Source organism: Streptomyces sp. NPDC003016 (assembly GCF_053591455.1).
Genome location: NZ_JBSFTV010000026.1, coordinates 79,102 through 93,159 on the forward strand (window position 1 = coordinate 79,102; position 14,058 = coordinate 93,159).

General features: G+C 69.5%; 10 protein-coding genes and 2 pseudogenes. 9 read left to right on the plus strand and 3 right to left on the minus strand.

Going from position 1 to position 14,058, the window contains the following annotated elements; translation table 11 throughout:
* Positions 1-391: 391 nt before the first annotated feature.
* Positions 392-1,606: a geranylgeranyl reductase family protein gene (locus ACWDZ4_RS22505; protein WP_451510187.1), complete on the minus strand. Its 1,215-nt coding sequence runs from the start codon at positions 1,604-1,606 to the stop codon at positions 392-394.
* Positions 1,607-1,770: 164 nt separating this feature from the next.
* Between ACWDZ4_RS22505 and ACWDZ4_RS22510 the strand changes: the two genes are divergently transcribed.
* Together ACWDZ4_RS22510 and ACWDZ4_RS22515 are read left to right on the plus strand one after the other, a co-directional pair.
* The gene (locus ACWDZ4_RS22510) at positions 1,771-3,135 is read left to right on the plus strand and encodes a M20/M25/M40 family metallo-hydrolase (protein WP_451510188.1); all 1,365 of its coding nucleotides are present in this window, start codon (positions 1,771-1,773) and stop codon (positions 3,133-3,135) included.
* Between the two features lie 87 nt (positions 3,136-3,222).
* Positions 3,223-3,841 (plus strand): annotated as a pseudogene (locus tag ACWDZ4_RS22515) (MBL fold metallo-hydrolase).
* Here the strand turns inward: ACWDZ4_RS22515 and ACWDZ4_RS22520 are convergent.
* Positions 3,800-4,837 carry an NUDIX hydrolase gene (locus ACWDZ4_RS22520; RefSeq protein ID WP_451510216.1) on the minus strand — a complete coding sequence of 346 codons (1,038 nt, stop codon included), beginning with the start codon at positions 4,835-4,837 and terminating at the stop codon, positions 3,800-3,802. The pseudogene ACWDZ4_RS22515 and the gene ACWDZ4_RS22520 overlap by 42 nt on opposite strands.
* Before the next feature lie 2 nt (positions 4,838-4,839).
* The gene (locus tag ACWDZ4_RS22525) at positions 4,840-5,079 is read right to left on the minus strand and encodes a hypothetical protein (protein WP_451510189.1); all 240 of its coding nucleotides are present in this window, start codon (positions 5,077-5,079) and stop codon (positions 4,840-4,842) included.
* 149 nt (positions 5,080-5,228) lie between these two features.
* Between ACWDZ4_RS22525 and ACWDZ4_RS22530 the strand changes: the two genes are divergently transcribed.
* From ACWDZ4_RS22530 to ACWDZ4_RS22560, 7 genes and pseudogenes are all read left to right on the plus strand, one after another.
* Complete coding sequence (locus ACWDZ4_RS22530; RefSeq protein WP_451510190.1) at positions 5,229-5,522, plus strand: hypothetical protein; 294 nt, start codon at positions 5,229-5,231, stop codon at positions 5,520-5,522.
* 1,273 nt (positions 5,523-6,795) lie between these two features.
* Positions 6,796-7,812 (plus strand): LacI family DNA-binding transcriptional regulator, encoded by a 1,017-nt coding sequence (locus ACWDZ4_RS22535; protein WP_451510191.1) that lies wholly within the window; start codon positions 6,796-6,798, stop codon positions 7,810-7,812.
* A gap of 371 nt (positions 7,813-8,183) precedes the next feature.
* The gene (locus ACWDZ4_RS22540) at positions 8,184-9,461 is read left to right on the plus strand and encodes an extracellular solute-binding protein (RefSeq protein ID WP_451510192.1); all 1,278 of its coding nucleotides are present in this window, start codon (positions 8,184-8,186) and stop codon (positions 9,459-9,461) included.
* Positions 9,462-9,551: 90 nt separating this feature from the next.
* Entirely contained in the window at positions 9,552-10,559 is a 1,008-nt protein-coding gene (locus ACWDZ4_RS22545) for a carbohydrate ABC transporter permease (RefSeq protein ID WP_451510193.1), read from the plus strand.
* Positions 10,556-11,461 carry a sugar ABC transporter permease gene (locus ACWDZ4_RS22550; protein ID WP_451510194.1) on the plus strand — a complete coding sequence of 302 codons (906 nt, stop codon included), beginning with the start codon at positions 10,556-10,558 and terminating at the stop codon, positions 11,459-11,461. Before ACWDZ4_RS22545 ends, ACWDZ4_RS22550 begins: the two co-directional genes overlap by 4 nt.
* Positions 11,462-11,572: 111 nt before the next feature.
* A complete protein-coding gene (locus ACWDZ4_RS22555) occupies positions 11,573-13,273 on the plus strand; it encodes a glycoside hydrolase family 13 protein (protein WP_451510195.1) in 1,701 nt (566 codons plus the stop codon).
* Between the two features lie 100 nt (positions 13,274-13,373).
* Positions 13,374-14,048: pseudogene (locus ACWDZ4_RS22560) on the plus strand (pullulanase X25 domain-containing protein); the annotation flags it as partial.
* Positions 14,049-14,058: the final 10 nt, after the last annotated feature.

Genomic DNA, 14,058 nt, shown 5'->3' on the forward strand with positions numbered 1-14,058 from the left:
GCGCCCGCGGCCTGATCGCCGGTCGGGTCCACGGCGTGGGCGAGACCGGCGGGGCGGGAGCGGGGGTCGGGGAGGTCCGGGCCACGCCCGCGGTGATCCGCCGGGCCACGCGCCCCACTGACGCTTCCGGGGGGCGCACACCGTGCGTGCCGCCGGCGGAGGCGGGATCCGCCTCGGCAGGAAGGCCGAGGCGGGTGCTTTCTCCGACGGCGCCGGTCCCGCCCCCGCGCCGGGGAACCGCGCCGCACCTCCCCGGCCGCCCGGCCCTCCGCACCGCCGTCGAGGACCGGCCCGAGCACCGGCCCGAGCACCGGCCGCGCCGGGCCGCGCCCCACGGCCTACGCGCCCCACGGCCTACGCGCCCATGACCTACGGCCCTACGGCCTGCGGTTCACGGCCTGTCCAGCGCACTCAGCGCGCGCTGGACGACAGGGCGCGTACGCACCGTCTCGGCCAGCGTCGTCGAGCCGCGCGTGATCCCCGCGAACATCTTCCAGGCCGGCCGGAATCCGGTTATGGCCGCGTGCAGCAGCCCCGGCCGCCGCTCGAACAGCGCGAGCATCCGCCGCCCGACACCCATTTCCACACCCAGTCCCGCCTTGATGGCGAAGGCGTAGTTCAGTGCCTGGCGGCGGGCGTCCACGGCGTCCTGCGCCTCCGCGATCCGCACCGCCCACTCCCCCGCGAGCCGCCCCGACCGCAGCGCGAAGGAGATGCCCTCACGGGTCCACGGCTCCAGCAGCCCCGCCGCGTCCCCGCACACCAGCACCCGGCCGCGCGAAAGCGGCGAGTCGTCGCTGCGGCAGCGCGTCAGATGCCCGGAGGACACCGCGGGTTCGAAACCGGCCAGCCCGAGGCGGGCGATGAAGTCCTCCAGGTACCGCTTGGTGGCGGCGCCGTCACCGCGCGCCGAGATCACGCCGACCGTCAGCGTCTCCCCCTTGGGGAACACCCAGCCGTAGCTCCCCGGGAGCGGTCCCCAGTCGATGAGCACCCGCCCCGCCCAGTCCTCGGCGACCGTCGCGGGCACCGGGATCTCCGCCTCCAGGCCGAGATCCACCTGGTCGAGCTTGACCCCGACATGCGCCCCTATCCGGCCGGCACTGCCGTCCGCGCCGACCACCGAACGGGCGAGCACCGTCTCGCCGTCCGCCAGGACGACGGCCACCGTACGCCGGTCCGGCACGGCCGAGCCGTGCTGCTCGACGCGCGCGACCGACGCTCCGGTACGGACCACGGCGCCCGCCTTCCGTGCCTCTTCCACCAGCCCGGCGTCGAACTCCGGCCGGTTGATGAGACCGAAGAGCATCTGCTTCGAGCGGCGCGTCCGCGTCAGCTTCCCGCCCAGCGAGAACGTCACGGCATGCACGCGGTCCTTGAACGGGAGTTCGAAGCCGGGTGGCAGCGCGTCGCGCGAAGGTCCGATGATGCCACCGCCGCAGGTCTTGTAACGGGGCAGCTCCGCCTTCTCCAGAAGAAGTACACGCCGCCCCGCGACCGCGGCCGCATATGCCGCCGACGACCCGGCGGGCCCGGCACCGACCACCACGACGTCCCACACCGGCTCTTCGCGCTCATGTCCGGCGTCTGCGTTCTCGCTGCTCACGATGTGCTTCTGCTCCTGATCCGCCCAGTGGTCCGTACTGCTGACGCATCCTACGGCGCAGGAGCCGCCGATCTCGCTGTGGGAGGATCGGGCGTGCTTTTGTCGGCATACCCCGTACGAACGCATATACGTACAACAACGTCGCACCCACGAGGAGCGTGCCCATGAACGCGAATCCGATCGCCGAGACCATCGCCTCACTGATGCCCCGCGCGAAGACGGAGCTGGCCGAGCTGGTGGCCTTCCAGTCGGTGGCGGATACCGCGCAGTTCCCGAAGAGCGAGTGCGAGGCGGCCGCGGTCTGGATCGCCGACTCACTGCGCTCCGAGGGCTTCGAGGACGTCGCGCTGCTCGACACCCCCGACGGCACCCAGTCGGTCTACGGCTTCCTGCCGGGCCCGGCAGGCGCTCCGACCGTTCTGCTGTACGCGCACTACGACGTGCAGCCGCCGCTGGACGAGTCCGCCTGGGTCTCCCCGCCCTTCGAGCTGACCGAGCGCGACGGCCGCTGGTACGGGCGCGGCGCGGCCGACTGCAAGGGCGGCCTCATCATGCACCTGCTCGCGCTGCGCGCCCTCAAGGCGAACGGCGGCGTTCCGGTCTCGGTGAAGGTCATCGCGGAGGGCTCGGAGGAGCAGGGCACGGGCGGCCTGGAGCGGTACGCCGAGGCGCACCCGGAGCTGCTGGCCGCCGACACGATCGTCATCGGCGACACCGGCAACTTCCGCGTCGGCCTGCCGACGGTCACCGCGACGCTGCGCGGCATGACCATGCTGCGCGTGCGGATCGACACCCTTGAGGGCAACCTGCACTCGGGACAGTTCGGCGGCGCCGCCCCGGACGCGCTGGCCGCGCTCATCCAGCTGCTGGCCTCACTGCGCGCCGAGGACGGTTCGACCACCGTGGACGGGCTGGGTGCCGAATCCTCGTGGGACGGCCTGGAGTACCCCGAGGAGGAGTTCCGCAAGGACGCGCGCGTCCTCGACGGTGTCGGGCTGATCGGCCACGGCACGGTCGCCGACCGCATCTGGGCCCGCCCCGCCGTCACGGTCATCGGCATCGACTGCCCGCCGGTGGTCGGCGCGACGCCGTCCCTCCAGGCGAGCGCGCGGGCGCAGATCAGCCTGCGGGTGCCGCCGGGGCAGGACGCGGCCGAGGCGACGAAGCTGCTGACCGCGCACCTCCTGGCGCACACGCCGTGGGGCGCGCGGGTCTCGGTGGAGCAGGTGGGCCAGGGCCAGCCGTTCCAGGCGGACGTCGGCAGTCCGGCGTACGCCTCGATGGCGGAGGCGATGCGCGTGGCGTACCCGGGCGAGGAGATGCAGACGTCCGGCATGGGCGGCTCGATCCCGCTGTGCAACACGCTCTCCGCCCTCTACCCGAAGGCCGAGATCCTGCTCGTCGGCCTCAGCGAGCCCGAGGCGCAGATCCACGCGGTGAACGAGAGCGTCTCGCCCGGGGAACTGGAGCGGATGTCCGTCGCCGAGGCGCTGTTCCTCGTCAACTACGCGCGCTCGAAGCAGGGCTGAGAGCGGAGCGGAGATCGCCGGCAGCGTGGACCCGTACGGCGGGCGGCCGGTCCGCCGTACCTCTGGCGCGACGGCGCGGAACCGCCCCTGATCGGCGCGGGCCGCAAGGGCGCGGCGACGGACATCGAAGAGGCGGTACGGAGCCTGGGCCCGCGCCCGGAGAACGTCCGCCGGATCGTCCTCACCCACTGCCACCGCGACCACGTCGGCGCCGCCGGGGAACTGGCGCGGCGGTACGGCGCCGAGGTGGTGGCGCACCGGCTCGACGCGCCCGTGATCCGTGGCGAGCAGCCGGTGCCCGAGCCCGTGCTGCTGGACCGGGAGCGTCCGCTGCACGCCCACGGGCTGACGGCGGAGCCGGCCCCGGCCACCCGGGTGGACCGGGAGGCCGAGGGCGGCGACCCGCTCGGCTTCGGCGGGGCGCGGGTGGCGCACCCGCCCGGCCACACGGACGGCAGCATCGCCGTCCACCTGCCGCGGCACGGTGTGCTGTTCACGGGCGACTGTGTCGCCGGTGCCGGCCGGGTCATGCTGGGACGTGTTCGACACCGACCGCGAGCGGGCCCTGGAGTCCTTCCGCCGCCTGGCGGCGCTCGCCCCCGCTGTGGCCTGCTTCGGCCACGGCGACCCGCTGGCGGACGGCACGGCTGCCGCTCTGCGGGCATCAGCCGACCGGGACTCCGGCCTCCAGATTGAGCACGGCTGACCTCTCGCGGGCCCGCAGGGCCCAGCGCAGCCGCTCGTAACGGTTGGAGGGGAGCAGACCGGCGGCCTCCTCCTCGGTGACGAAGCGCCAGCCGCGCAGTTCGGAGCCGGGCAGCACCAGCTGCCCGGCCGCCGCGCTGTCGAGCGTGCCGCCGTCGAAGATCAGCCGCAGACCGCCGAAGGCGGGCGGCCGCGGCGGCTCCCAGTCGACGACCAGCAGCTTGGGTACGTCGGCGAGTTCTATCCCTATCTCTTCCTTGACCTCGCGTATGCCGGCGCGTGCGGGCGCCTCTCCCCGCTCCACGACACCGCCGGGGAACTCCCACCCCGGCTTGTAGGTGGGGTCGACGAGCAGCACCCGGTCCGCCTCGTCGAAGAGCAGCACGCCCGCGGCGAGGGTTTCGGCGGTGGGCGCGGGTGTCTGCACGATCTCGCAGTTCCTGGCGGCCCCGGTCCGTACGGCGTCGGCGATCCGTACGGCGGTCTCGGCGGCGGTCAGTCCGCTGGTGTCGATGACATGGGCGTCGTCGGCGAGCCAGGAGAGCGCGGCGCGGTACGGCTCGATGTGCTCGTACGCCCACTGCCGTACGCGCCCGCTCCCTTCGGGATCGTCCGTCCACTCCTCGCGGGCGGCGATCCGTTCGCGCAGGATCGTTTCGTCTGCCGACAGCAGCACATGGCACACCGGGATGCGCCGCGCGGCGAGACCACCGAAGATCTCGTCGCGGTACTCCTGGCGCAGGAGTGTCATGGGCACCACCAGCGTGCCGCCCACTTCGGCGAGCAGCGCGGCCGCGGTGTCGACGACCAGGCGGCGCCAGATCGGGAGGTCCTGGTAGTCGCCGACCTCCGCGAGCCGCTTCTGCGGCAGCAGGTCACGCAGTCCCCCGCCGATCAGTTCGGGGTCGTAGAAGGTGCTGTTCGGGATCAGATCGATCAGTTCGCGTGCGGCGCTGGTCTTGCCCGCACTGAACGCACCGTTGATCCAGACAACAATCACTAGTACTCCAGGGTGGGAAGGCCGCTCAACAGCGGCGGAGCGGGTTTCGCCAGTTCGTCTGGGAGAGACATGGGAAATGAGGGTGTCCGCAGCCCGGCTCCCACCACTTCCTTCTCCCACAACTCCTGGAGATACCCAACTATCCGCTCCTCGATTGCGAGCGTCACTTCGCTGTACGTACCCTCCACACCAGGCAGTTCATGCCCCATGCTGCCCTCCACCGCCACAAGACTGGCCATCAGCCCACCGACCCCACCCTGAAAACCTCAGTAAGAACAGGCCCCTGTCTCGGTAGACGTGCTGTCTCAGCAGACAGCACCTGGGTGCCCTTTGCTCTCCCGCAGTTGTGGCTGGTGGCCTTCACCATCGGTCCTCCCAGGTCGTCGGCATGGCGGCGAGCCTGTCGTACATTCCGCATCTGGTGCCTTTCGAGCAGCTACTCCAGGCCAACTCAAGGCTGGCCAGCGCCAACACCCTGGCGGACATCGGCGGCCCGGCCCTCGCCGGCATGCTGATCGGCGCCGCCGGAGCGGTCACCCTCGACGCCGTCTCCCATCTCGTCAGCGCCTGCTGCGCCCTCCGGATCCGCACTCCCGAAACACCACCGCAGCCGAGAACAGCCGAACGATCCCTGCTTCGCGAGATCCGCGAAGGGCTCGCCTGCACCTGCAAACCCCGGTGATCGGCCCCCTCGTCTCCACGAACGCGATCATCTATACGGTCCTCGCTGGCACAAGATTGGAATCCGGCCCAGGCAGGATCGATCGACAGCGCTCTTCACCCTGGCCACCGAACTCCCCGCCGCGATCCTTGCCTGGATGCTCGGCGTCCACATCAAGGTCACCGTCCAATGGCAGCAGGCCGGCCGGGCGCCGACGCGGGCGACGCCACCGACCTCCGCTCCAAAGTGCGCGACACACTCACGGAGTTCGAGACGCCGACGGTGTCCACATCCCCCGGCACGTCTGGATCGTCACCGCATCGCCGCAGCACACGTCTTCGATCAAGTGACACTTCGCTCCGGACGCGATCGGCAGAGGGGATCTGACAGACGATGAGTGGGCTCCGCTGCCGGTGAGCAACAAACGGTGCGGCCGATGGGCGTCGTCCTGCCCTCGCGGCAGGAGAAGGTAGTCTTCCGCGGCATCGGTGCGCTGGCCCGCCGGATAAACGCCGCCTCTCCCTCGCGCCCCGCCCCCGTCGGCAGCGGCCCGGCTATCGGCAAAACCCAGTGACACCTGGCCGCAGCGGGCCGCACCTGGAGCCGGGAGATGCCGAGTTCGTGCGCGGCCTTGTCCGGCAGGCGGAGGCTCTGCTGCCGCTGGAGTGGGCGGAGACCAACGGCGATTTCCAGGAGCCTCATTAGACAACTCCCTTGTCGGGTTCAAGACTGTCGGGTTCGGGACGCCTCGTGAGCAGTGTCGTGAAGTGATCCATCCCAGAGGATCTGGTCCGAGGCCGGGCACGTGGCCTCGGACCAGATCCTCTGAAACGAGTGGCTGTGATCACTTGTGACAGGGATCAGATCGACTGAGGCGGGACATGGAGGCGTCCTTCATCGGGTGTCAGTTTCACGCAAGGTGCGCGACCACAGTCACGACGCGGACCCGCCCTCCGGCGGGCACGGCTCGGATGACGCCGAGTGCCGTCATCAGGTCTGCATCGCGGACCGGCACGCGTTGGTGGGCTACGCGGCCGACAGTCGATGCCCCACCGTGGCTGATTCCGGCGGGCAAGCTTGAGACAGGTTTGCTAACTCAAGTTATTAATGGGTTAATGCCCACCGGGCCCTGGCAGCGGAGGAGAATGCGCCGGTCGACCTTCGACTTTCTGGTTCAGTTGCCCTATGTGCGCTATATCGTTAGTAATCGTTTAGACATCGAGGGCTGGGCATGTCAAGCATTTCGTCCGGGGCTGGGCCGCGTGGTGGGCGCACGCGCCCTACCGCCAATGACGTGGCCAAGGCCGCGGGTGTCTCGCGGTCGGCGGTGTCGTTCGCGTTCAACAGTCCCGAGAAGCTCTCGACCGCCACACGCGACCGTATCCTTGCTGCGGCGCAGGAGCTCAGTTACGTCCCCCACACTCTGGCGCGGATGCTGAAGGCGGGCCAGACGCAGTCGTTGGGTGTGCTGCTGCCGCAGAACCTGGCGAAGGTCATGGAGAACCCCTACTACGCCCGGTTTCTGACGGGGGTGGGTCAGGTGTGCGACGAGCAGGGGTACACGCTGCTGCTGACCCCTCCGCTGCGGGACTCGATGCTGAAGGCCATTCCGTACGCAGCGGTCGACGGATTCATCGTGTGCGGGCTGGAGCACGACCGCGGTGAAGTGGCGGAGCTGCGCCGGCGGGGTATCCCGTTCGTGCTGGTGGACAGCAGTCCTCACGAGGACGTGTCCAGCGTGGACGTGGATGACGAGGGCGGGGCGTACGAGGTGATGCGTCATGTGCTGGATCTGGGGCACCGGCGGATCGCGCTCCTTTCGATTGATCCCGGACCGGAGCACGCGGAGCGCGGCTACCGGGGCCCGCTGGCCCGTCGTATCGCGGGGATCACACGGGCTCTGGAGGAGTCCGGCATGGGCATGGGCGACCTTGAGCTGGCAGAGGTGCCCGCGACGAGGATGGAAGGGTTCCGTGCCGCGAAGGCGCTGATGGCTTCGGCGCCGCCCACTGCCGTCGTGGCGATGTCGGACATCCTCGCGTTCGGTGCCGTAGACGCCATGCACGACCTCGGGCTGAACGTGCCCGGCGACGTGACGGTGACCGGGTACGACGATCTGCCGGAGTCGTCGTGGACGCGCCCTCGGTTGACGACCATCCGCCAGGCCATCACTACCAAGGGCCGCACGGCCGCCGACCTGCTGTTCTCCGCGATGCGTAACGAGGACCAGCACCCGCACCAACTCCTCGGCACTCACCTGGTCGTCCGCGACTCCAGCAGCCGCCCCGGCGGACCAGGGCTCTCCGACTGACCGACCGAGCACCCTCCCCGCCCATCCGTCCCGCGCCGCCCCTCCACTCCGGTTTCCGGAGTGCCCCGGGCGGCGTTTGCCATGGCCCCACCACGGTTCGACCAAGATGGCGAACGCGTTACGAAACCGTTAACTAACTCCTGTTAATAACCTGCTAGCTTCTGCGAAACGAAGAGCTCGCAAGGCTCTCGCCACACCAGAAAATGAGGCAACCAGCCCTCCTCCTGGTGAGGAAGCATGCCCCGCGTCCCGGCCTCCAGCGCACGGACGTGCTGGAGGTGCATCCGCATACTGCTGCCGGCTTCGCCCCGCTGCCGGCGGCAGTACCGGGTCCGCCGTTGTCGGATCAGTCTTTCCATCGAGGAGTCCTCATGCGCCGTGGCATCGCCGCAGCCGCCCTGATATCGGCCATCACCATCTGTGCAAGCTCCTGCTCCGGCGGTACCTCCGACTCCGGGGACGCCTCCGGCCCGGTGACCATCACCTGGTGGGACACCTCGGACGCCACCAACGAAGGACCGACGTACAAGGCCCTGGTCAAGGAGTTCGAGAAGGCCAACCCCGACATCAAGGTCACCTACGTCAGCGTGCCCTTCGGCGACGCGCAGACCAAGTTCCAGACGGCCGCGGGCAGCAAGGGAGCCCCCGACGTGCTGCGCGCCGACGTCGGCTGGACCCCGGGCTTCGCGAAGGCCGGCTACCTCGCCCCGCTGGACGACACCGCCGCGGGCAAGGACGTCGCCGCCTTCGAGCCCGGCCTGGTCGAGCAGGGCAAGTACGAGGGCAAGCTCTACGGCATCCCGCAGGTCACCGACACCCTGGCGATGATGTACAACAAGGACCTGTTCACCAAGGCCGGGATCACCAAGGCGCCAACCACCTGGGCGCAGTGGAAGAGTGACATCGCCAAGCTCAAGGACGAGACCGGCCTCGACGGCTTCGCCTTCACTCCCCAGGGGTACTACGCCATGCCGTTCCTCTACGGCGAGGGCACCGACATGGTCGACCCCGAGGCGAAGAAGATCACGCTGAACTCGTCGGCCGCGATCAAGGGCATCGACACGCTCAAGGACCTGGTGAAGGCCAAGGGTGCGCGGAAGCTGGACACCACCAGCAACGCCTACCCCAACATCATGGACGCCTTCAGCAGTGGCAAGGTCGCCTCCATCATCCAGGGCCCGTGGGAGAACGCCAACGTCTTCAAGGGCTCGGCGTTCGCCGACAAGAACAACCTAGGCATCGCACCCGTACCGGCCGGCAGCACGGGCAAGGCGGGGGCGCCGCTGGGCGGTCACAACCTCGTCGCCTACGCGGGCTCGGACGCCGCGCACCAGGAGGCGTCGAGCAAGTTCATCGCCTTCATGACCTCCGCTAAGTCGCAGAGTCAGGTCGCCCTGAAGAACGGCACCCTGCCCACCCGCGGTGACGCCTACACCGCCGAGGTCACCGCCAACCCGGGCATCGCCGGGTACCAGAAGGTCCTGCCCAGCGGTCAGCCGCGTAAGGCCCTGCCGGAGTACAGCTCGCTGTACACCCCGCTGGAGACCCAGCTGATCAAGATCCTCTCCGGTCAGGAGGGCACCGAAGGCGGCCTGGACAACGCAGCCGCCGAGGCGAAGAAGCTCCTGTCGGACTACAGCGTCAGCTAAGGAATGTGGTCCGTCCCGCCCCGCCGGATGCGGGGCGGGGCGGACCGCACCCGACGTCTCTCTTCCTCATCCCTGTCCCCGAGGTGCCAGATGACCGCCGTCGTCGAGGGCAAGCCTGCCCGCGCGAACCGTCGCCAGCGAACTACCGGGCCCGGTTCCGGCCCGCTCAACCGAGTCAAGAACTCCTACAATCAGCGCTGGTACGCCTGGGCCATGTGCGTACCCGTGGTCCTCGTCCTGAGTGCCGTCGTCGCCTACCCGCTGGTGCAGGGGGTCTACCTCACCTTCACCGACGCCACCAGCCAGAACGTTGGCCGCACCATCGGCGTCAACCACATCCCCGACAGCTTCTCCTGGGTCGGGCTGAAGAACTACGCCGACGTCCTTACCGGGGCCAACAACCAGTTCTGGCCGCACCTTGTGTGGACGATCGTCTGGACGGTGGCCTGCGTCGCTCTGACCTACGCCATCGGCCTGGCCCTGGCCATCACACTCAACCGCGACATACGGGCGCGCAGCCTCTACCGGCTGCTGCTCATCCTGCCGTGGGCCGTGCCCACGTTCGTGACCATCTTCGGCTGGCGGCTGATCCTGGCCGACGACGGTGTCGTCAACCAGCTCCTTGGCCTGATCGGACTGCCCGGACCGTCGTGGCTGAGTGATCCTCTGGCGCAGAAGTTCGCCGCGATCGGCGTGAACATCTGGTGCGGGGTGCCGTTCATGATGATCTCCATGCTCGGCGGACTGCAGGCCATTCCCCGCGAACTCCACGAGGCCGCGGAGATGGACGGCGCCACCCCCTGGCAGCGGTTCGTCCATGTCATCCTGCCCGGGCTGCGGCCCGTCAGCAGCACGGTGATCCTGCTCGGTGTGATCTGGACGTTCAACCAGTTCAACGTGATCTTCCTGCTGTTCGCCGGGAACAGCGACAGCGTCCAGATCCTCGTGACGTACGCCTACCGGCTCTTCTTCGGCCAGCAGCCCCAGGACTACGCCGGCTCGGCGACCGTCGGCATCCTGTGCCTGTCGATCCTGGTCGTCTTCACGAGCGTCTACCGCCGCTGGCTCAAGCGCAACGACCAGGGAGTCCTGGCATGACCACCACCACGACCACCCCTCCGGCCGCCCACCACCCTGCGCCGGGCCGCAAGGCCACCCCGAACCGTCCGCGCGGCGGCCGACGCCGCTCCGCCTCCGCCTCGCTGCACGGCTTCCTGATCGCCGCCGCGTTCATCGCCGTCTTCCCCATCCTGTGGATCTTCTACATCTCGCTCGGCCCGGACAAGAACGACTACCAGCACCCCGGCCGCATCCTGGACAACCTGACCCTGTCCAACTACGGACACGTGCTCCAGGACACCGGGTTCGGCACCTGGATGATCAACTCGCTGATCGTCGCCTTCGGCACCATGCTCATCGGCGTCATGATCGCCGCCAGCGCCGCCTACGCCGTCTCCCGCATGAAGTTCCTGGGCCGCGGGTCACTGATGTACACCTTCCTGCTCACCCAGATGTTCCCCGTCGCCGTCCTGATGGTGCCGCTGTACAAGATCATGGGAAGCATCGGCCTGCTCGACACCTATGGCGGCCTGGTCCTGATCTACTGCTCCACTGCCGTCCCGTACTGCGCGTGGCTGCTCAAGGGCTACTTCGACACCATTCCCGTCGAGATCGACGAGGCGGGTCGCATCGACGGCCTGACCCCCTTCGGGACGTTCTGGCGCCTCATCCTTCCGCTGGCCCGGCCCGGTCTCGCGGTCGCCGCGTTCTACACCTTCCTCACCGCCTGGGGCGAGGTCGCCTTCGCGTCGAAGTTCATGCTTTCGGAAGGCAATTACACCCTCGCGGTGGGCCTGCAGTCCTACATCAGTCAGTTCAACTCCCAGTGGAACTACATGGCGGCGACCTCCGTGCTCATCGCCATCCCCGCCGGCCTGGTCTTCTACGTCGTCCAGAAGCACCTCGTCACCGGCCTCACCGCCGGCGGCACCAAAGGCTGACCCACCGCCGTTCCCAGCCGTTGCCCCGCGTATCCCGTGGCCCTGCTCCGCAGCGAAGCCCCCTGCCTGCCGTCGGCGCGCCGCGCGCCACCGTCGTGAGGACCCCACTCCATGACCCAGCACCTGCTTGCCCACCACCCCGTACCGGCCGCACCGCCCGCTCCCCCTGCCGACTGGTGGCGCGAAGCGGTGATCTACCAGGTCTACCCGCGCAGCTTCGCCGATTCCAACGGCGACGGCATGGGCGACCTCCCCGGCATCCGCAGCCGACTGCCCTACCTGCGCTCCTTGGGCGTCGACGCGGTGTGGCTCTCTCCGTTCTACGCCTCCCCCCAGGCCGACGCCGGATACGACGTCGCCGACTACCGGGTCGTCGACCCGATGTTCGGCACCCTGGACGATGCCGTGGCCCTGATCGAGGACGCCCACGAACTGGGCCTGCGCATCATCGTCGACCTGGTCCCCAACCACTGCTCGGACGAACACGTCTGGTTCCAGCAAGCCCTGCGAGAAGGACCCGGATCCCGCCTGCGTGAACGCTTCCACTTCCGCGACGGTCTGGGGCCAGGCGGCGAGCAGCCGCCCAACGACTGGGAGTCGGTATTCGGCGGACCCGCCTGGACCCGCACCAAGAACCCCGACGGCACACCAGGACAGTGGTACCTGCACCTGTTCGCCCCTCAGCAGCCGGACTTCAACTGGGACCACCGGGCCGTCCACGACGAGTTCGCCTCGATCCTGCGGTTCTGGCTCGACCTGGGCGTCGACGGCTTCCGCATCGACGTTGCCCACGGCCTGGTCAAAGCCCCCGGCCTGCCCGACCTCGGCGCCCACAACCCGCTGCACCTGCTGGACAGCGGCGCCGGCCCGTGCTTCGACCAGGACGGCGTGCACGACATCTACCGCGGCTGGCGCACCATCCTCGAGGAGTACGCCGGGGACCGCATCGGCGTCGCGGAGGCGTGGGCCCCCACCCTTCAGCGCACCGCCAACTACGTGCGCCCCGACGAACTGCACCAGGCGTTCAACTTCCAGTACCTGGCCACCTCCTGGGAAGCAGACCCCCTGCGGCAGGTCATCGACGAGACCCTCACCACCGTGCGCCACATCGGCGCTCCGCCCACCTGGGTCCTGTCCAACCACGACGTCACACGGCACACCACCCGTTTCGCCAACCCGCCCGGTCTGGGTACCCAGATCCGCACCGTCGGCGATCAGGCACTGGGGCTGCGGCGCGCTCGCGCCGCCACTCTCCTCATGCTCGCCCTGCCCGGCTCCGCCTACATCTACCAGGGGGAGGAGCTGGGCCTGCCCGACGTCACCGACCTGCCCGACGAGGCCCGGCAGGATCCCTCCTACTTCCGGGCCGACGGCCAGGACGGCTTCCGCGACGGCTGCCGAGTCCCCATCCCGTGGTCCGGCACCCAGGCCCCCTACGGCTTCGGCACTGTGAACGGTGGCCCGAGCTGGCTGCCCCAGCCCGCCGAGTGGGCCAAGCTCAGTGTCGATGCGCAAACAGGTGACCCCGCCTCGACGTTGGAGCTCTACCGTGCGGCGCTGACCATCCGCCGCACCCATCCCGCCCTGGGCGCAGCCGACAACCTGCGTTGGCTGGAGAGCCCCCAGGGTGTTCTCGTGTTCGAGCGGCCTACCCCCGATGGCGGGGTCTTCACCTGCACCGTCAACACCAGCGGTGAGCCGGTCCGGCTCACGGTCCCGGGCGAGCTGCTGCTCTCCAGCGCCCAGATCACTGGGATGGACACCGAGACGGCCCTGCCGGCCGACACCACCGCTTGGTGGTCCTCCCGCTGAACTGCCCGACGGCCAGCCCGCGCTGTCGTCTCTATCTGCTGCACCACCCTACGAGTTTCCGGGACGACTCCCGTCCCGCCGATGAGACAGCGAGGTCTCCATGCTTCGTAGACCCCTCCGCGCGCCCGGCCCCGGCCGACGGCTGATACCCCAGCTCACCGTCACCGCACTCGTGCTCGCCGGAACCACCGGCGCCGCGGGCCTCCCCCCGGCGTTCGCCGCGGAAGCCCCGCCCGCCGCAGTCGCGATCGCCTCCGACTTCGGCTTTCAGTTCGGTTGCGCCGGAGACTGGGCGCCCGACTGCGATCAGGCCCAGATGGTGCGCCGCGCCGACGGCGCCTGGTCCCTCACCGCCCGCCTCAAGGCCGGGTCGTACTCCTACAAGGCCGCGCTCGACAAGAGCTGGGCGGTCAACTACGGGCTCAACGCCGTTCAGGGCGGTGCGAACATCCCACTGACCGTCCCGGCCGGCGGCGCGGACGTCACTTTCGTCTACGACCCGGTCACCCACTGGGTCACCGACACGCTCACCACCACCCTCGTCACCGCTGTCGGTGACTTCCAGAGCGAACTGGGCTGCGTGACGGACGGGGCCGCCGACTGCCTGGCCTCCTGGCTCACCGACCCCGACGGTGACGGCACGAGTACCTTCACCACCGCCTCCCTGCCCTCCGGCACCTACAAGGCCCGCGCCGCCCTGGGGCTGCCCGGCACACCCATGGGCACGGAGACCTCGTTCACCGTGGCCGCCGACGGTGCGAGGACGACGTTCAGCCACACCGCCT

Coding starts and splice junctions, on each gene's coding strand:
- ACWDZ4_RS22550 (WP_451510194.1), top strand. CDS start 10,556: ATGACCACCACCACGACCACCCCTCCGGCCGCCCACCACCCTGCGCCG.
- ACWDZ4_RS22555 (WP_451510195.1), top strand. CDS start 11,573: ATGACCCAGCACCTGCTTGCCCACCACCCCGTACCGGCCGCACCGCCC.
- ACWDZ4_RS22510 (WP_451510188.1), top strand. CDS start 1,771: ATGAACGCGAATCCGATCGCCGAGACCATCGCCTCACTGATGCCCCGC.
- ACWDZ4_RS22545 (WP_451510193.1), top strand. CDS start 9,552: ATGACCGCCGTCGTCGAGGGCAAGCCTGCCCGCGCGAACCGTCGCCAG.
- ACWDZ4_RS22530 (WP_451510190.1), top strand. CDS start 5,229: ATGGCGGCGAGCCTGTCGTACATTCCGCATCTGGTGCCTTTCGAGCAG.
- ACWDZ4_RS22540 (WP_451510192.1), top strand. CDS start 8,184: ATGCGCCGTGGCATCGCCGCAGCCGCCCTGATATCGGCCATCACCATC.
- ACWDZ4_RS22525 (WP_451510189.1), bottom strand. CDS start 5,079: ATGGCCAGTCTTGTGGCGGTGGAGGGCAGCATGGGGCATGAACTGCCT.